The 17,807-nt window shown below is 72.2% G+C and carries 13 protein-coding genes; 6 read left to right on the plus strand and 7 right to left on the minus strand.

The window, feature by feature from the left end; translation table 11 throughout:
• The first annotated feature begins 5 nt into the window (after positions 1-5).
• Entirely contained in the window at positions 6-1,526 is a 1,521-nt protein-coding gene (glpK, locus tag ACZ5CW_RS30460; protein ID WP_468606993.1) for a glycerol kinase GlpK, read from the plus strand.
• Between the two features lie 163 nt (positions 1,527-1,689).
• On the opposite strand, the gene ACZ5CW_RS30465 is transcribed toward glpK, so the two are convergent.
• Genes ACZ5CW_RS30465 through ACZ5CW_RS30485 form a run of 5 tightly spaced genes read right to left on the minus strand, consistent with a single transcriptional unit; the run spans position 1,690 to position 9,651 of the window.
• Positions 1,690-2,295 carry a GTP-binding protein gene (locus ACZ5CW_RS30465; protein ID WP_468606995.1) on the minus strand — a complete coding sequence of 202 codons (606 nt, stop codon included), beginning with the start codon at positions 2,293-2,295 and terminating at the stop codon, positions 1,690-1,692.
• Entirely contained in the window at positions 2,276-5,950 is a 3,675-nt protein-coding gene (locus ACZ5CW_RS30470; protein ID WP_468606997.1) for a hydantoinase B/oxoprolinase family protein, read from the minus strand. The genes ACZ5CW_RS30465 and ACZ5CW_RS30470 overlap by 20 nt, the downstream gene beginning before the upstream one ends.
• A gap of 24 nt (positions 5,951-5,974) precedes the next feature.
• Positions 5,975-6,370 (minus strand): DUF742 domain-containing protein, encoded by a 396-nt coding sequence (locus tag ACZ5CW_RS30475; protein ID WP_468606999.1) that lies wholly within the window; start codon positions 6,368-6,370, stop codon positions 5,975-5,977.
• A 9-nt stretch (positions 6,371-6,379) separates the two neighbouring features.
• On the minus strand, positions 6,380-6,814 hold the full coding sequence (locus ACZ5CW_RS30480) for a roadblock/LC7 domain-containing protein (RefSeq protein ID WP_468607001.1): 435 nt from the start codon (positions 6,812-6,814) through the stop codon (positions 6,380-6,382).
• A complete protein-coding gene (locus tag ACZ5CW_RS30485) occupies positions 6,811-9,651 on the minus strand; it encodes a nitrate- and nitrite sensing domain-containing protein (protein WP_468607003.1) in 2,841 nt (946 codons plus the stop codon). Before ACZ5CW_RS30485 ends, ACZ5CW_RS30480 begins: the two co-directional genes overlap by 4 nt.
• 419 nt (positions 9,652-10,070) lie before the next feature.
• Here ACZ5CW_RS30485 and ACZ5CW_RS30490 point away from each other — a divergent pair, with 419 nt between their 5' ends.
• Positions 10,071-10,604, plus strand: coding sequence for a hypothetical protein (locus ACZ5CW_RS30490; protein WP_468607241.1), 534 nt, complete (start codon positions 10,071-10,073; stop codon positions 10,602-10,604).
• A gap of 75 nt (positions 10,605-10,679) precedes the next feature.
• Here ACZ5CW_RS30490 and ACZ5CW_RS30495 read toward each other — a convergent pair whose 3' ends face one another.
• Together ACZ5CW_RS30495 and ACZ5CW_RS30500 are read right to left on the minus strand one after the other, a co-directional pair.
• Positions 10,680-11,867: an NAD(P)/FAD-dependent oxidoreductase gene (locus ACZ5CW_RS30495; RefSeq protein ID WP_468607005.1), complete on the minus strand. Its 1,188-nt coding sequence runs from the start codon at positions 11,865-11,867 to the stop codon at positions 10,680-10,682.
• A gap of 127 nt (positions 11,868-11,994) precedes the next feature.
• The gene (locus tag ACZ5CW_RS30500; RefSeq protein WP_468607007.1) at positions 11,995-12,318 is read right to left on the minus strand and encodes a bifunctional 3-phenylpropionate/cinnamic acid dioxygenase ferredoxin subunit; all 324 of its coding nucleotides are present in this window, start codon (positions 12,316-12,318) and stop codon (positions 11,995-11,997) included.
• A 447-nt stretch (positions 12,319-12,765) separates the two neighbouring features.
• On the opposite strand from ACZ5CW_RS30500, the gene ACZ5CW_RS30505 reads away from it, so the two are divergent.
• The 4 genes from ACZ5CW_RS30505 (at position 12,766) to ACZ5CW_RS30520 (ending at position 17,799) form a co-directional block, all read left to right on the plus strand.
• Entirely contained in the window at positions 12,766-13,509 is a 744-nt protein-coding gene (locus ACZ5CW_RS30505; protein WP_468607243.1) for an IclR family transcriptional regulator, read from the plus strand.
• Between the two features lie 224 nt (positions 13,510-13,733).
• A complete protein-coding gene (locus tag ACZ5CW_RS30510; protein WP_468607009.1) occupies positions 13,734-14,819 on the plus strand; it encodes an S-(hydroxymethyl)mycothiol dehydrogenase in 1,086 nt (361 codons plus the stop codon).
• On the plus strand, positions 14,816-15,199 hold the full coding sequence (locus ACZ5CW_RS30515) for a hypothetical protein (RefSeq protein ID WP_468607011.1): 384 nt from the start codon (positions 14,816-14,818) through the stop codon (positions 15,197-15,199). Before ACZ5CW_RS30510 ends, ACZ5CW_RS30515 begins: the two co-directional genes overlap by 4 nt.
• A 44-nt stretch (positions 15,200-15,243) precedes the next feature.
• On the plus strand, positions 15,244-17,799 hold the full coding sequence (locus tag ACZ5CW_RS30520; protein ID WP_468607013.1) for a GcvT family protein: 2,556 nt from the start codon (positions 15,244-15,246) through the stop codon (positions 17,797-17,799).
• Positions 17,800-17,807: the final 8 nt, after the last annotated feature.

Raw genomic sequence — 17,807 nt, forward strand, 5'->3', positions numbered from 1 at the left:
CAGCCATGACGGACACCGCCGAGAAATACGTCGCCGCCATCGACCAGGGCACCACGTCCAGCCGCTGCATCGTCTTCGACCACAGCGGCGCCATCGTCGCCGTCGACCAGCGCGAACACCGCCAGATCTTCCCCAAGCCCGGCTGGGTGGAGCACGACGCCACCGAGATCTGGTCCAAGGTGCAGGCCGTGGTCGCCGGGGCGCTCGCCAAGGCCGGGCTGCGCGCCGACCAGCTGAGCGCGCTGGGCATCACCAACCAGCGGGAGACCACGGTCCTGTGGGACCGCGCCACCGGCAAGCCGGTGCACAACGCGATCGTCTGGCAGGACACCCGCACCGCCGCCCTGTGCCGTGAACTGGGCGGCACGGACGGCCAGGACCGCTTTCGCGACCAGACCGGGCTGCCGCTGGCCAGCTACTTCTCCGGGCCCAAGGCGGCCTGGCTGCTGGACCACGTGCCCGGTCTGCGGCAACGGGCCGAGCGCGGCGAGATCGCCTTCGGGACCATCGACTCCTGGCTGATCTGGAACCTCACCGGCGGCACCGACGGCGGCCGGCACGTCACCGATGTCACGAACGCCGGCCGCACCATGCTGATGAACCTGGACACGCTCCAGTGGGATCCCTCCATCCTGTCCGCCATGAACGTCCCCGAGGCCGTGCTCCCCGAGATCAGGTCCTCCGCGGAGGTCTACGGCACCGCGGTCGGACAGCTGGCCGGCGTGCCCGTGGCCTCCGCGCTCGGCGACCAGCAGGCCGCCGTGTTCGGGCAGGCCTGCTACGACGTCGGCACCGCGAAGAACACCTACGGCACCGGCAGCTTCCTGCTGCTGAACACCGGCGACCGGCCGGTTCCGTCCAAGAGCGGACTGCTGACGACGATGGGCTACAAGATCGGCGGGGAGGCGCCGGTGTACTGCCTGGAGGGGTCCATAGCGATAACGGGTGCCCTGGTCCAGTGGTTCCGCGACCAGCTCGGGATCATCCGCACCGCCGACGAGATCGAGCCACTCGCGGCGAGCGTCGAGGACAATGGCGGCGCCTACATCGTGCCCGCGTTCTCGGGCCTGTTCGCTCCCTACTGGCGCTCCGACGCGCGCGGAGTCGTCACGGGACTGACCCGATACGTCACGAAGGCACATCTCGCGCGCGCGGTGCTGGAGGCGACGAGCTGGCAGACCCGGGAGGTGGTGGACGCCATGTACCAGGACTCCGGGGTGCGGATCACCACCCTGAAGGTCGACGGCGGCATGACGAAGAACAACCTGCTCATGCAGCACCAGGCGGACGTGCTCGGAGTGCCGGTGATCAGGCCCCGGGTGTCCGAGACCACCTGCCTGGGCGCCGCCTACGCAGCGGGGCTGGCGACGGGGGTGTGGAGCGACCTGGACGAGCTGAAGTCGCACTGGCAGAGGGACGCCGAGTGGACGCCCGTCATGGAGGCGTCGGTGCGTGACCGGGAGTACCACAACTGGCGCAAGGCGGTGGAGAAGAGCTTCGGCTGGCTGGAGGAGGACGGCGCGTAGGACCGCCGGAGGCCGGCGCCCCCGACGGCGCCGAGAGCTGCACGGGAACGGCGGGCGGGGCCGCTGGAGGGCGGTGCACACGATCGCCGCACGCGCGCGTGGACGCTCTCACCGGACCACGGCCCGTACCCCGGTCGGCGGGGGTACGGGCCGTACCCGTGGCTCAGGTGCTGACAGCCCGGCGGCTGTCGGCCGCGTACTCCATCGCATGCTGGACGACGCCGATGAGCACCTCCTTGACCGACTCCCGGTCGCGGGCGTCGCACAGCAGGACGGGCACGTCCTCGTCCAGGTCGAGGGCCCCGCGGACGGCATCGGCCGGGTAACGGGCGGCCCCTTCGAAGCAGTTGACGCCGACGAGGAACGGTATGGACCGCCGCTCGAAGTAGTCGACGGCGGCGAAACAGTCCTCCAGGCGGCGCGTGTCGGCGAGGACGACGGCGCCGAGCGCGCCTTCGGACAGCTCGTCCCACATGAACCAGAACCGTTCCTGCCCTGGCGTACCGAAGATGTACAGCACCAGGTCCTCGCGCAGGGTGATGCGGCCGAAGTCCATGGCGACGGTGGTGGTGTGCTTGCCCTCCACTCCACTGGTGTCGTCGACCGGGCGCCCGGCCTCGGTGAGGTATTCCTCGGTGCGCAGCGGCCTGATCTCGCTGACCGCGCCGACGAGGGTCGTCTTGCCCACGCCGAAGCCGCCGGCCACCAGGATCTTGAGCGTGACGGGCTCGACCGGGGGCTTGCCGCGCTCAGAACGCCCGAAGATCATCGATCTCTTCTCCTGCTTGATGGGTGTCGGGCGACGGTCGGCCGTAGCCGCCGCCACCGGGGGTTTCGATGACGAGCACGTCGCCGGGACCGACGTCCGCCGAGCCGCTGCCGCCGAGGTCGGTGACCGTGCCGTCGGCCCGCTCCACGCGGTTGGCGCCCAGCGCTCCGGGCTCTCCGCCCGCCATGCCGTACGGAGGCACACGGCGGTGCTGGGAGAGCGTCGAGACGGTCATGGGTTCGAGGAACCGGATGCGGCGCACGGCGCCGTCGCCGCCGCGCCACCGTCCGGTACCGCCGCTCCCCCGCCGGACGGCGAACTCCTCGAGCCTGACCGGCAGCCGCCACTCCAGGACCTCGGGGTCGGTCAGCCGTGAGTTGGTCATGTGGGTCTGCACGACGTCGGCGCCGGGGAAGCCGTCGCCCGCTCCTGATCCGGAGGCGACGGTCTCGTAGTACTGGTGGCGTTCGTTGCCGAAGGTGACGTTGTTCATGGTGCCGGAGCCCTCGGCCTGGACGCCGAGCGCGCCGTACAGGGCGCCGGTGATGGCCTGGGAGGTCTCCACGTTGCCCGCGACGACGGCGGCGGGCGGTTCGGGGGCGAGCATCGAGCCGGGCGGCACGACGATGTCCAGGGGGCGCAGGCAACCGTCGTTGAGCGGGATGTCGTCGGCGACCAGAGTGCGGAAGACGTACAGGACAGCCGCGTTGGCGACCGCGAAAGGGGCGTTGAAGTTGGTGGCGAGCTGTGCGGAGCTGCCGGTGAAGTCGATGGTCGCTCGGCGCTCGGCGCGGTCCACGCGCACGCGCACGCGGATGACGGCGCCCGCGTCGGTCTCGTAGGCGTAGGCGCCGTCGTCCAGGGCGTCGATGACGCGGCGGACGGCCTCCTCGGCGTTGTCCTGGACGTGCCGCATGTAGGCCTGGACGACGTCGAGGCCGAACTCGCCGATCATGCGGCCGACTTCCTCGACGCCCTTGTGGTTCGCGGCGATCTGCGCGCGCAGGTCGGCGAGGTTGGTCCGCACGTTGCGGGAGGGGTGGGCCGCCTCGGTGAGCAGGCGCCGCGTCTCCTCCTCGCGGAACCGGCCGTGCTCGGCGAGGAGCCAGTTGTCGAAGAGGACGCCCTCCTCCTCGATGGTGCGGCTGTGCGCCGGCATCGAGCCCGGGGCGATGCCGCCGATCTCGGCGTGGTGGCCGCGTGAGGCGACGTAGAAGAGGATCTTCGGGCCACTCTCCGTGCCCGTGGCGCGATCGGTGTCGAAGACGGGCGTGATCACGGTGACGTCGGGGAGATGGGTACCGCCGTGGTAAGGGTCGTTGACGGCGTAGGTGTCGCCCGGCCGCATGGCGGTACCGCGACGGTGGATGACCTCTTTGACGCTGGTGCCCATGGACCCCAGGTGGACGGGGATGTGGGGCGCATTGGCCACCAGGTTTCCGTCCGGGTCGAACAGGGCGCAGGAGAAGTCCAGGCGTTCCTTGATGTTGACCGACTGGGCCGTGGACTCCAGCCGTGCGCCCATCTGTTCGGCGATCGACATGAAGAGGTTGTTGAAGACCTCGAGCAGGACCGGGTCGACTTGTGTATCGAGATCGGAACTCTGTGTGATCGCCGTGCGTTCCATGACCAGATGCCCGTCGTCGGTCGCCGCGGCCCGCCAGCCGTCGTCGACGACGGTCGTCGCGCCGGCCTCCGTGATGATCGCGGGGCCGGTGACGGTCTCGCCGGGAGGAAGGGCCTCGCGGCGGTGGAGGGGTGCGTCGCGCCAGGCGCCGCCGGTGTGGAGACGGACGGTTTCGGGCGCGGCGGGCCGGCCCTCGTACGGGGCGAGGGCGGAGAGGTCGGGGGGTGCGGTGATGCCGGTGGCTTCGACGGAGAGGGCTTCGACGACGACCGGGCGGTCGAGGGTGAAGGAGTACGTGGCGCGATGACGTTCTTCGAAGGCGTGTCGCATGGCGTCGGGGTCGGCCAGCTCGACGGTGAGGGTGGTGTCCGTGCCGTCGTAGCGCAGCTGGGCGCGGCGGGTGACCTGGACGCGGTCCTCCGCGACGTCCTCGTCGAGGAGTTCGGTGCGTGCGGCGGCCTCCAGGTCGTCGGCGGTCTTGCGGATGCCGGGCATGGCGGCGGCTTCCAGGGGTGCCTCGACGGACTGTTCGCGCATGGCGGTGGTGTCGGCGAGACCGATGCCGAGCGCGGAGAGCACTCCTGCCATGGGGGGTACGAGGACGGTGCGGATGCCGAGTGCGTCGGCGACCCGGCACGCGTGCTGGCCACCGGCGCCGCCGAAGGTGGTCAGGGCGTAGCGGGTGACGTCGTGGCCCTTCTGGACGGAGATCCGCTTCACGGCGTTGGCGATGTTGGCGACGGCGATCTGCAGATAGCCCTCGGCCACCTGCTCCGGGGTGCGGTCGTCGCCGGTGCGGTCGTGGATCTCGCGCGCGAGGGCGGTGAAGCGGTCACGGACGAGGGCCGCGTCCAGGGGCTGGTCGCCGCCGGGTCCGAACACGGCCGGGAAGTGGTCGGGGTGGATGCGGCCGAGCATCACGTTGGCGTCGGTGACGGTGAGCGGGCCGCCGGCGCGGTAGCAGGCCGGGCCCGGGGCGGCGCCTGCGGAGTCGGGGCCGACCCGGTAGCGGGAGCCGTCGAAGTGCAGGACGGAGCCGCCGCCGGCGGCGACGGTGTGGATGTCCAGCATGGGGGCGCGCAGCCGGACGCCCGCGATCCGCGTGGTGAAGACCCGCTCGTACTCGCCGGCGAAGTGCGAGACGTCGGTGGAGGTGCCGCCCATGTCGAAGCCGATGACGCGGTCGAAGCCGGCGCGCTGCGACATGCGTGCCATGCCGACGATGCCGCCGGCCGGGCCGGAGAGGACGGCGTCCTTGCCGCGGAACTGTCCGGCCTCCGTCAGCCCGCCGTTGGACTGCATGAACATCAGCCGCACGCCGTGCAGGTCGTCGGCGACGTGGCGCACGTAGCGGCGCAGCACGGGCGAGAGGTAGGCGTCGACGACAGCGGTGTCCCCGCGCGGGACGAGCTTCATCAGGGGGCTGACCTCGCTGGACAGCGAGATCTGCGGGAATCCGGTGCGGGCGGCGAGGTCACCGATCGCCTGTTCGTGGGCGGGGTACAGGTGGCTGTGCAGGCAGACGACGGCGACCGCGCGGATCCCGTCGTCGTACGCCTGCCGGAGCGGGCCCGTGAGGGCGTCCAGGTCGGGGGCGCGCAGGACGGTGCCGTCGGCGGTGACGCGCTCGTCCACTTCGACGACCCGTTCGTGGAGCAGTCCGGGCAGTTCGATGCGGCGGGCGAAGATGTGGGGGCGGTTCTGGTAGGCGATGCGCAGAGCGTCGCGGAAGCCGCGGGTGATGACGAGGAGGGTGCGTTCGCCCTTGCGTTCCAGCAGGGCGTTGGTGGCGACCGTGGTGCCCATGCGGACGGCCTCGACGGGCTCCGGGGAGCCGTTGAGGAGTTCGCGTACGCCGGCGACGGCCGCGTCGGTGAGGGGGGTCCCCCCGCTCGAGCCGAGCCGGGGGTCGGGGCGGGCCGGGTTGTCGGACAGCAGTTTGTGCGTGAGCAGCCGGCCGTCCGGGCGACGCGCGACGATGTCGGTGAAGGTGCCGCCTCGGTCGACCCAGAACTGCCAGCCTGTCACGTCAGTACTCCGCTTCCGCGCCGGTCACAGCGCCCGGAGGCCGTTGATCACGTCGCGCAGAATACTCTCGTCCGGCAGTTCCGCCGGGGGCACCGGGCGGGTGACATGAACGAGTTCCGCGTGCACGAGATCGCCGATGAGGACCCGGACCACGCCGGTGGGCAGATCGAGTTCCGCGGCAAGTTCGGCGACCGACTGCGGCGTGTCCCGGCAGAGTCCGACGATCTCCACGTGCTCGGGGGACAGTGTCGGATCCGTCTCCGGGTCGCCCGCGTCGGGCTCCGTGACGACCACCGCGATGAGGTCGAGGCGGTGCTGGGCCGCACTCGTGGTGCGGCCGCGCGTCATGGCGTACGGACGGACGACCGGTCCGGCCTCGTCGTCGAACCAGTGGTGTCTTCCCTGACCGTCTCCGCTCATGTCATCCCACTACCCGCCTGCGGGCAGATCGGTGCGCGGGGCCGCGCCCAGATGCACGCCCACCCGCTTGACCAGAAGTGTCATCTCGTAGGCGACCTGCCCGACGTCGGAGTCGGCGTCGGAGAGGACGGCGAGGCAGCTGCCGTCACCCGCGGCGGTGACGAACAGGAAGGCGTCGTCGAGTTCGACCACCGTCTGCCGCACGCTGCCCGCCTCGAAGTGGCGGCCCACTCCCTTGGCGAGGCTGTGGAAGCCGGAGGCGACGGCGGCCAGATGCTCGCTGTCCTCCCTGCTCAGGTCCTTGGACACCCCGGTGGGCAGCCCGTCGCCGGACAGGACGACGGCCTTGCGGATGCTGGCGACGCGGTCGACGAGGTCGTCCAGGAGCCAGTTCAGCTCCCCCTTGTTCGTCGCCGTGTGGTCGGTCGCCTTCGGTGCGGTCATCGACCGTCCCCCTTAGTGGTTCCTTGTGCTGTGCCGTCTTGGGCTCCGTCGCCCGCGGCGTTCTCCTCACGGCCGCGCTGCCAGCCGCGCTGGAGGGAAGCCATCCGGCTGCGGACCTCCTCGGCATCGCGGTCGGCGGGCTGGGCCGCGCGCTCGGCGCGCCGTTCGGTGTCCTGCTTGAGCTGGGGGGCCAGGCTGGCCTGGCGGACGCGCCGGGGCAGCGGCCCGGTGCCCGGTTCCGCGGCCGCCCCACCGCCGGACGGGGTGGTCGCGCCGCCGGTCGGGGCCGCGTCGATGCCGGACGGCGGAGTGTCGCCCGGACCGCCGGCGGACAGTGCCTTGGGCCGGGTCCGCCTGGGCAGCGCCGGGGGCCCGGACGTCTCGCCGGCGCCGCCCGCCGGGGTGGTCCCGGGCTCGCCGAGCCGGTCGGTGACTTCGGCGGGGCGCCGGGGGGCCGCACCGCGGCGCCGGGCGGGCAGCGGGGCCAGTGCGCCCGTGTCGGCGCGGCGCGGGCCGCCGGAGGGCTGCTGGTCGGCTTCCGCGCGGCGGGGGCGCTGGTCGGTGACGGGCTTGCCGTGCGAGCTGACCAGTTTGGGCGTCTGCCGCCGTGGCGGCGGCACGGGGCCTCGGTCGCCGGGGTCCTCACCCGAGGGGCGGTCCCCGGGGAGGGTAGGCGTCTGGTCCTCGGCGCCGACGAGAGAGCGGCGGGGGCGGAACAGTCCGCCGCGCTCGCTGTCCTCGTCCGCGAGGACACCGGGGAAGTCGTCGAGGGCGTCCAGATCGACGGGGGACTCCAGCTCGACCGGGCCGTCCAGCAGGGAGGTCGGCAGGCCCGGCAACTGCACCGGTGCCTGGACCCGTCCGGCGGTGCGACTCGCCGGCTGCCCGGACTCCCTTGCCGGACGGTCCCGGTCGAGGCGGAAGCCGATGCCGTTGGTGTCCGGGACGTCGTCGCTGAGCAGTGTGTCGGGGACGAAGACCACGGCGGTGGTGCCGCCGTAGGGCGACGGCTGGAGGGAGACGCGCACGTTCTGGCGCTGGGCCAGGCGGCTGACCACGAACAGGCCGAGCCGGTCGGTGTCGGAGAGTTCGAACTCGGGGGTCTCGGCGAGGCGCAGGTTGGCGTCCAGGAGTGCCTCGGCCGTCATGCCGAGGCCTCGGTCGTGGATCTCCAGCGTGAAGCCGTTGGCGACTCGCTCGCCGAGGACCTGGACGGCGGTGTGCGGGGGCGAGAAGACCGTGGCGTTCTCCAGGAGTTCGGCCACGAGGTGGGTGAGGTCGGCGACGGCCGGGCCGGTGACGGCGATGCGCGGCAGGCGCCGTACCTCGATGCGTTCGTAGTCCTCGACCTCGGCGACGGCGGCGCGGACGACGTCCATCAGCTGCACGGGCCGGCGCCACTGCCGGGACGGCGCGGCGCCGGAGAGGATCACCAGGCCCTCGGCATGGCGGCGCATGCGCGTGGTGAGGTGGTCCAGTCGGAACAGGTCGGCGAGTTCGTCGGTGTCCTCGGTGCGGCGCTCCATGGTGTCGAGCAGGGTGAGCTGCTTGTGCAGCAGCACCTGGCTGCGTCGGGCGAGGTTGACGAAGACCTCGGAGACACCGGCCCGCAGTTCCGCCTGCTTGACGGCGGCCTCGACGGCGGCGCGCTGCAGGGTGTTGAGCGCCTGGCCGACCTCACCGATCTCGTTCTTGTCGTACTCGAGCCGTGGCACTTCCGTCTCGACGTCGACCTGTTCGCCGGCCGACAGGCGGCGCATCACGCTGGGCAGCCGGACACCGGACGCCTCGTGCGCCTCCAGGCGCAGCTGTTTGAGGTCGCGGACGAGGACGCGGCCCACCCGGACGGAGAGGACGATGGAGAGCAGGATGGCTACCAGGCCGAGCAGGCCCGCGACGGCGGCCTGCACGATGACGTCCATGGCCACGGGGCGCACCCGGTCCTGGAAGCGGTCGCCGACCTGGTCGTCGAGGGTGCCGAGTTCGTCGAGGACGCCGGCCGCGGCGGAGTCCCAGTTCTTGGCGGTGACCCTGCGGGGGGTGCCGGTGCCCGTGCCGATGACGCCCTGTTCGGCCACGCGCAGCGGGGCGGTGGTGGCGTTCTTCCAGAAGTGTTCGTAGCGTTCGCGTTCCGCGGCGGGCAGCAGCGGCAGGCTGATGTCGTACAGGAGCGTGCGCTGCGCGACGAGGTCGGAGATGTCACGGGTCTCGTCGCGGGTGAGCCGGCCGACGACCAGGGAGGAGCCGAGGAGGGCGTCCTCGCGGGAGAGCAGTTCGCGGGCGCGGGTGATGTTGACGAGGGCGCGGGCCTGTTCGTCCATCTCGACGTCGTCGATGCCGTCGAGGGCGGCGAGCAGCGTGTAGCAGGGGTCGACGAGGCGGTTGTAGAGGGTGAAGGCCTGGGCGCGGGTGACCGTGCCGTCCTCGACGCCGCGGCGCAGCGAGTCGAGGCCGTCGAAGGCGTCCAGGACGGCGGTGAGGCGCTCGTTGTCGCTCGAGTCCATGCCGTCGCGGATGTCGCCGTCCTCGGCGTTCTTCCGGATCTCGGCGATCGCCCGGTCGGTGGCGCCGCGGGTGCGGTGGAGCGCGGTGAGGGCGTCGGCGGCTCGCGGGTCGGCGAGGTAGACGAGGGTCTGGCGGCGTTCCTGCTGCAGGACGCGGACGGTGTCCTCGGTGGGGTAGCCGATGTCCTGCACGACGTCGGACGCCCGGAACAGCTGGGCGACCTCGCGCCCCGTGAGTACCGTGGCGAAGCCCCAGATGGCGATCAGGGACACCAGCGGCACGAGAAGCAGCGCCACGATCTTCCGGCGGATCGACTTCCCGCGAAAGCGCATGGCCTCCCCCAGCTCGACCCCCGCCGGTCGGGGGTGCACATGTGCGTCAACAAACGGCGCGAGCCTACTACCGCCTCACAGTTAACTCGAAGACACGTCCGGAGGGCGAACTTCCGCACTGGCGACGAGACATGGCGAGTTGTCCGGGCATTGCGGGAGATTGCCACCGCGATCCGGCGGATTGCACGCGATGGGATTCGGCGGCGCACGGGGGCGGTTGGCTGGATTTTTTCGCTGTTTGGGAATCTTCGCGCGCTCTCGTTCGTCCTTGTCTATGGGAGATGGGTGCGGAATGGGCCACAGGAGCCGCATCCCGCGTCCCGGCGGCGTAAAACAGCGCAAGCCGGGCAGCCACTGGGGAGTCGGAGTCTTCGGACGCCGGGGCGAGCGGTCTGCCGGCAGTGGGGAGTGACACGGTGATGGGCACGGCGGAGCGGCGCGTGGCGCCCGAGGAGAGCGTGGCGGAGCGCTCGGGGGCGCGGCGAGGCCTCGATGCGCTGGATCGCGACATTCCGGCGCCTGCGCGCGCGGAGAGGTCGACCGGTGGTGAACAGCAGCGGATATCACGGACGTTGTGGATCGAGGAGCCCGCGCGACGGCACCCGTTGCCTGATCCGGTGCGTACGGCGGCGGTGCGGGCGGTCATCGTCATGGCGGTGACGCTGATCCAGGCGATGGTGGCCTTCCTGTGCACGATGGCCGGGTCCTGGCTGGCGTTCCCCATGGTGATCAGCAGTGTGGTGAGCACGGTGGTGGCGACGTGGGCCGTGGTCGACGTATGGGTGACCCGTCAGGTGTGGAACCAGCGGTACGGCGTGGTCTCCGAGCCGAGCAGCACGGCTCGGGCGCTCCGGCGGGAGCGGCGTGCCCGCCGGCGCGAGGAGCGGGCGACGCTGGGCGAGCCGGAGCGGATACGTCGGCGTGGCGGCACGGGACAGCTGTCGCACTCCTGATCCGGAGACCGGCGGAGCGGGATTCGGCCGGTGCCGGGCGGTCCCGGACCGGGTTCGCCCGGCCGGCACCGGCCGTCAGAGCACCGCCGGCTCGGCCTGTTGCCGCTCCTGCCGCTGGAGTTCGCGCCGGGCTCGCATGAAGGCGCGCGGGCGGTCCAGGCCGAGCACGGCGACGGTACGGCCGTCCCGTTCGTAGCGGGCCAGGAAACCGGCCTCACCGGGCAGGCCGTCGGTGATCTCGCCCTCGGTGACATGAACGGTGGCGCCGTCGCGGTACCGGCCCGCGAACTGGATGCGGGTGCCGTACTGGTCGGACCAGAAGTACGGCACCGTGCGGACGCTCTCCCGGGTGCGGCCGGCGAGCAGGTTGGTCACGGCGACCCGGGGTTGCTCGGTGGCGGAGGTCCAGTGCTCGGCCCGGGTGCCGCCGACACGGGCGACGTCACCGACCGCGACCACCTGGGGCAGGGCGGTCATGCAGCCGTCGTCGCACAGCACGCCGTCGTGCAGGGCGAGCGTCGAGCCCGACAGCCAGGCGGTGTTGGGGGCGGCCCCGATGCCGACGATGACCACGTCGGCGGGCAGGGTGCGGCCGTCGGTGAGGGCGACACCGGTGACGGTGGCGGTGCCGTGCAGCCCGGCCACTCCGGTTCCGGCGACCAGTTCCACGCCGCCGCGGCGGTGCAGGGCGGCACAGACGGCGGCCATGTGTGCGCCGAGTTGAAGCGTCAGCGGCAAGGGGGCTGCCTCGACGACGGTGACCGTGTGGCCGAGCCGGGCGCATGAGGAGGCGGTTTCGGCGCCGATGAAGCCGCCGCCGATGACGACGATCCGGCGGGGGCCCCGGGTGAGGTCGGCGCGCAGGGCGCGGGCGTCGTCGAGGGTGCGCAGGGTGTGCACGCCGGCGAGGCTGTCGCCGGGGAGTCGGCGGGCGGCGGCGCCGGTGGCGATGACGACGCCATCGGTGGAGACCGTTCGCCCGTCGGCGAGAAGCACGGTTCGGGCGCGGGTGTCGAGTCCGCGGGCGCGGACGCCGAGCAGCCATTCGGCGTCGAGGCCGGCGCTCTCGTCGGCGTCGGTGAGGGCCAGGTGCTCCTCGTCGGTGAGGCCGGTGAGGAAGTCCTTGGAGAGAGGGGGGCGGTCGTAGGGGTGGTGGGGTTCGTCGCCGACGATCACCAGTCGGCCGTCGAAGCCCTGGGCGCGCAGTTCACGGGCGGCGTAGAGCCCGGAGAGCGAGGCGCCGACGATGGTCACGGTCCTCATACGGCACGGCTCCTCGCGACGCGGGCGGGACGTTGGGGGCCGGTGGATTCCGTACCGGTCGGACGGGGGGTGAGGGCGAAGGGGGTGTTCGTACGAGGTGGCCGGCCCGACCGGCCTCCGGCGGCGGTCATGCGGCGGTGCCCTCCTCCGCCGTCAGGTGGAGCTGGACGACGCCGTCCTCGACGGTGACGCGATGGGTGCGGACGGGGCGGCGGGCCGGAAGGCAGGTCGGCTCGCCGGTGCGCAGGTCGAAGGACGCGGCGTGCAGCGGGCATTCGACCAGGCAGCCCTCCAGCCAGCCCTCGGAGAGGGACGCGTCCTGGTGGGTGCAGGTGTCGTCGATGGCGTACAGCTCGCCGTGCTCGGTGCGGAACACGGCGATCGGTGGAGTGGTCTCGACGCGGACGGACTCGCCCTCGGGGAGGTCTTCGAGGCGGCAGACGGGAATCACGGGCCCCCCTCTCGGTCCGGGACACTCGGTCCGGGACCTGCTCGATGCAGGCGTCAGGGATGCAGCCGGGCTTCCGGACCTCGGGCGGTCCGGGCCGGTGAAGCGTCACGGGGGTGGCGGACCGTCCGTGGCCCGGCACTCGTCGAGCGCGGGCCGGCCCGGGCCGGTACCGGTCCGGGTGATCCGGGGGCCCGGCACCCTTCCGGGATCCGGACGCTTCGGTAACATGATGTTTCGTATAGCGCACGAGCTAGCGCTATGCGCAACAGAATCCGGGCGGGACGACCGTCGCGTCAAGGGCTTCCCGCAGATGCGGCCCGAACCGGGCCCACAGGTGGTGAGAGTTGAGCCATGACCCGCGCGCAGAAGCGGTCCGACCGCAACGAGGAGACCACGGAGAACCCCAGGGCCCCGGAGAGGCAGAACGGCCGCGGAACGGCCAGTGCGGTGCAGTCGGTGGACCGCGCCGTGAGCGTGCTGGAGATCCTCGCCCGGCACGGCGAGGCGGGGGTCACCGAGATCGCCGAGGAACTGGACGTGCACAAGTCCACGGCGTTCCGGCTGCTCGGCGTCCTGGAGAACCGCGGCCTGGTGGCGCAGGCGAAGGACCGCGGCAAGTACTACCTGGGAGCCGGCGTGCTGCGCCTGGCGGGGGCGGCCGCAGTGCGTCTGGACATCTCCCAGGAGGGCGTCCCGGTCTGCCGTGAGGTCGCCGACGAGCTGGGCGAGACGGTGAACATCGCCGTGCTGGACGACGATGCGGCGGTCAACATCATGCAGGCCCGCGGCACCGCGTCGGTCACCGCGCAGAACTGGCTCGGCAGACGCACCCCGCTGCACGCCACCTCGAGCGGCAAGGTGCTGCTCGCGCACATGCCGCCCACCCTGCGCGAAGGGCTGCTGGCGCGTCCGCTGCCGCGGTTCACGGACCGTACGCTCACCGGCGCGTCGATGCTGCGCGCCGAACTGGAGGCCGTGGTCGAACAGGGCTACGGCGTCACGATCGAGGAGCTGGAACTGGGGCTCGCGGCCGTCGCGGCGCCGGTGCGCGCGCACGACGGCAAGGTGATCGCGGCGATCAGCGTCTCGGGGCCGGTGTACCGGCTGAATGCGGACCGGCTGCCGGAGGTGGCGAAGCGGACGGTGGCGGCGGGCGCGGAGTTGTCGCGCCGTATGGGCTACGGCTTCTGACCGAGCGGCGGGCAGACGCGCGTGCGGCGTTCACAGCGCACGGACGACGGCGCGGGACCGGGACGTTCCTGGTCCCGCGCCGTCGTGTGTCCTGGATATTTCGCCCCCCGGGTTCCTTTTGCCAAGGGTTAACGCGCACCCCTTGACGGCCCCATGACGCCGTTCTCAGTATGTTCCCCATCACGCAACCCATCGTGCAATGCGCAACAGCAGAGGAGCTTGTCGTGCCACACGAGGTCCGTGCCGTAGTCGCTGTGAAGAAGGGCGCACCCGTGGAGGTGCGGACGATCGTCGTCCCCGATCCGGGGCCCGGCGAGGTACTCGTCGACGTGCAGGCCTGCGGGGTGTGCCACACGGATCTCCACTACCGGGAGGGAGCGATCACCGACGACTTCCCCTTCCTGCTGGGCCATGAGGCGGCCGGCACGATCGAGGCGGTCGGCCCCGGTGTCACCGACCTGAAACCCGGTGACTACGTGGTGCTCGCCTGGCGGGCGCCCTGTGGCGGCTGCCGCTCCTGTCGCCGCGGCCGGCCCTGGTACTGCTTCGACTCCCGCAACGCCGCGCAGCCCATGACCCTCCGGGACGGCACCCCGCTCAGCAGCGCCCTCGGCATCGGTGCCTTCGCCGAGAAGACGCTGGTGGCGGCAGGGCAGGCGGTGAGGATCGACCCGGCCGCGCGTCCCGAGGCGGCCGGCCTCATCGGCTGTGGAGTGATGGCCGGCTACGGCGCGGCGGTCAACACCGGCAACGTCGGCCGCGGCGACTCGGTCGCCGTCATCGGCTGCGGCGGCGTCGGCAACGCGGCCATCGCGGGCGCCTGTCTCAACGGTGCCATGAAGGTCATCGCCGTCGACATCGACGACGGGAAGCTCGACCAGGCGGAGAAGTTCGGCGCCACCCACACCGTCAACTCCCGTGGCACCGACCCGGTCGAGGCGGTCAGGGAACTCACCGACGGCCACGGCGTGGACATCGCGATCGACGCGGTGGGCCGGCCCGAGACGTTCGAGCAGGCCTTCTACATGCGCGACCACGCGGGCCTGCTGGTCCAGGTGGGCGTGCCCTCCCCCGACATGAAGGTCGAACTCCCGCTGATCGACGTCTTCTCGCGCGGCGGCGCCATCAAGTCCTCCTGGTACGGCGACTGCCTGCCGAGCCGGGACTTCCCGTTCCTGATCGACCAGTACCTGTACGGCCTGCTCGACCTCAACGCCTTCGTCTCCGAGACGATCGCCCTGGACCAGGTGGAGGAGGCGTTCGGCAAGATGCACCGCGGTGAGGTGCTGCGCTCGGTGGTGGTCCTGTGAGGGTGCGGGGTCCGGGCGCCGACGGACCCGGCGCCGACGCGGGCCACCGCACCGTCGCGGGCCACCGCACCGTCGCGGGCCACCGGGTCACCGCGATCGTCTGGGCCCGCGGCCACGACGACCACATCGACGCGGCGCCCGCGCCCTCCGTCCTGACCGGGGCGCCCGCCCCGATCCACCCCGGCGACCACGAGCCGCGGTCGCGCACGCACCCGACCCACGAGCCGGACGGCGAGCGGTTCGACGGCCGTGTCCTGACGGTCGCGGGCATCGCGCCGACGGTCGTCCAGCCGCCCGGTCCGGGCGCCACCGGCGTCCACACCGGCCACGGCCGGGACACGACGGTCACCGCCGGGCGGCCGGGCGTCTCCGCTGCCTGAACGGCTTCCCCGCACCTGCCGTCCCCGCCACCGCAAGGAGGGGCATGTCCAGCACACCCGAAGACCACCGCCGCACTCCCGAACCCCACCGCAGCGCGCCCGGAGGCCGGCCCAGCACGCCCGAAGACCGCTCCCACGCCCCCGAGGCCCCCGAGAACCGGCCCCAGGGCCCGCGTGTCGTCGTCATCGGCGCCGGCATCGTCGGCTGCTCCCTCGCCGACGAGCTGACCGCCCGCGGCTGGACCGACGTCACCGTCCTCGAGCAGGGTCCCCTGCCCGCCCCGGGCGGCTCCACCTCCCACGCGCCCGGACTCGTCTTCCGGACCAGCCCGTCGAAGACGCTCGCGGCGTTCGCCACGTACACGGTGGAGAAGTTCCGTTCCCTCGAAGTGGCCGGCGTGTCCTGCTTCGAGCAGGTCGGCGGCCTGGAACTCGCGACCACCCCCGAACGCCTGGCCGAGCTGCACCGCAGGGCCGGTCACGCCGCCGCCTGGGGCATCCGCGGCGAGGTCGTGAGCACCGCCCGCTGCAGGGAACTCTGGCCCCTGCTGGACGATTCGGTCGTCCTCGGCGGCTTCCACACCCCCGGCGACGGCCTGGCCCGGGCCCTGCTCGCGGCCCGTGCCCAGATGGACCGGGCCACCGCGCGCGGCGCCCGCTTCCTGGACCGGCACACGGTCACCGGCATCGAGCGGGCCGGCGGCCGGGTCACCGCGGTCGTCACCGACCGGGGGTCCTTCCCGGCGGACCACGTCGTCTCCGCGGCCGGCTTCTGGGGTCCCGTCATCGGGCGCATGGCCGGAGTCGACGTACCGCTGCAACCCCTCGCACACCAGTACGTGAAGACCGGGCCGCTTCCCGAGCTGAGCGGTGCCACGGCCGAGGCCTCCAGGCCGATCCTCCGCTTCCAGGACCGCGATCTGTACTTCCGTGAGCACACCGACCGCATCGGGATCGGCTCGTACGCGCACCGCCCCCTGCCGGTGGACCCGTTCGCCGTCCCGGCGTACGACGAGGCGCGCGCCCGGGACATGGCGATGCCGTCCTCGTACCCGTTCACCGCCGAGGACTGGGCGCCGAGCTGGGAGGACTGCCGGCGGCTGCTGCCCGCGCTGCGGGGGACGGAGATCGAGACCGGGTTCAACGGGGTCTTCTCGTTCACCCCGGACGGCATGCCGGTGCTCGGGGAGGCGCGGCAGCTGCGCGGATTCTGGCTTGCCGAGGCGGTCTGGGTGACCCATTCCGCGGGTGTGGCGAAGGCGGTGGCCGAATGGATGGTCGACGGGCGGCCCTCCATCGACCTGCACGAGTGCGACCTCACCCGGTTCGAGGAGGCGCAGCGTTCACCGTCGTACGTCCGTGAACGCGGCTCACAGCAGTTCGTCGAGGTGTACGACGTTCTCCACCCCCTCCAGCCGATGGAGCGGCCGCGTCCCCTCCGCGTCAGCCCGTTCCACGCACGCCAGCAGCAACTCGGCGCCTTCTTCCTGGAGGGCACCGGCTGGGAGCGCCCGCACTGGTACGAGGCCAACGCCCCGCTCGTGGACGCCCTCGGCGACCTCCCCGCGCGCGACGCCTGGTCCGCGCGTTACTGGTCCCCGATCGTCGCGGCCGAGGCAAGGGCGACCCGCGAGAAGGTCGCGCTGTACGACATGACCCCGCTGCGCCGCCTGGAGGTCACCGGCCCCGGCGCCCTCGCCTTCCTCGACCGGATGACCAGCAACAACCTGCGCAAGAAGCCCGGCGCGGTCACCTACACCCTCCTCCTGGACGAGACCGGGGGCATCCGCTCCGACCTCACCGTCGCGCGCCTCGCCCCCGACCGTTTCCAGGTCGGCGCCAACTCCCCCGCCGACCTGGACCGGCTGCTGCGCCACGCGCCGGCGGACGTCCAGATCCGGGACATCACCTCCGGCACCTGCTGCATCGGCGTCTGGGGTCCCCTGGCCCGCGACCTGGTCCAGCCGCTGACCGGCGACGACTTCTCGCACGAGGGCTTCGGATACTTCCGGGCCAAGCAGACGTACGTCGGGCACGTGCCGGTGACGGCGATGCGGCTGAGTTACGTCGGCGAGCTGGGCTGGGAGCTGTACACCACCGCCGACCTGGGTCTGCGGCTCTGGGACACGCTGTGGGAGGCCGGGCAGGCTCTCGGCGTGATCGCCGCCGGCCGTTCCGCCTTCAACTCCCTGCGCCTGGAGAAGGGGTACCGGGCCTGGGGCACCGACATGACCGACGAGCACACCCCCTTCGAGGCGGGCCTCGGCTTCGCGGTCCGCATGGACAAGGACTGCTTCGTCGGCCAGGAGGCCCTGCGCGGCCGGACCGAGCCCGCCCGCCGGCTCACCCCGCTCCTCCTGGACGATCCGGCCGCCGTGGTCCTCGGCAAGGAGCCCGTCCACGTCGACGGCGCCCCGGTCGGCTACGTGACCAGTGCGTCGTACGGCTACACGCTCGGTCGCTGCGTCGCCTACGCCTGGCTGCCTGCCGGACTCGCCGACGGCACGGGTGTGCACATCGAGTACTTCGGCGAGAAGGTCCCGGCCACGGTCGCCGAGGAGCCGCTGTTCGATCCGAAGATGACCCGTATCCGCCGGTAGGAGGCGCC

Source organism: Streptomyces sp. NPDC031379, assembly GCF_055569615.1.

Bases quoted from the DNA above. Each gene is read 5' to 3' on its own strand.
- ACZ5CW_RS30480 (WP_468607001.1), bottom strand. From the start codon at position 6,814: ATGACCGCACCGAAGGCGACCGACCACACGGCGACGAACAAGGGGGAG.
- ACZ5CW_RS30485 (WP_468607003.1), bottom strand. From the start codon at position 9,651: ATGCGCTTTCGCGGGAAGTCGATCCGCCGGAAGATCGTGGCGCTGCTT.
- ACZ5CW_RS30465 (WP_468606995.1), bottom strand. From the start codon at position 2,295: ATGATCTTCGGGCGTTCTGAGCGCGGCAAGCCCCCGGTCGAGCCCGTC.
- ACZ5CW_RS30495 (WP_468607005.1), bottom strand. From the start codon at position 11,867: ATGAGGACCGTGACCATCGTCGGCGCCTCGCTCTCCGGGCTCTACGCC.
- ACZ5CW_RS30520 (WP_468607013.1), top strand. From the start codon at position 15,244: ATGTCCAGCACACCCGAAGACCACCGCCGCACTCCCGAACCCCACCGC.
- glpK (WP_468606993.1), top strand. From the start codon at position 6: ATGACGGACACCGCCGAGAAATACGTCGCCGCCATCGACCAGGGCACC.
- ACZ5CW_RS30475 (WP_468606999.1), bottom strand. From the start codon at position 6,370: ATGAGCGGAGACGGTCAGGGAAGACACCACTGGTTCGACGACGAGGCC.
- ACZ5CW_RS30490 (WP_468607241.1), top strand. From the start codon at position 10,071: ATGGGCACGGCGGAGCGGCGCGTGGCGCCCGAGGAGAGCGTGGCGGAG.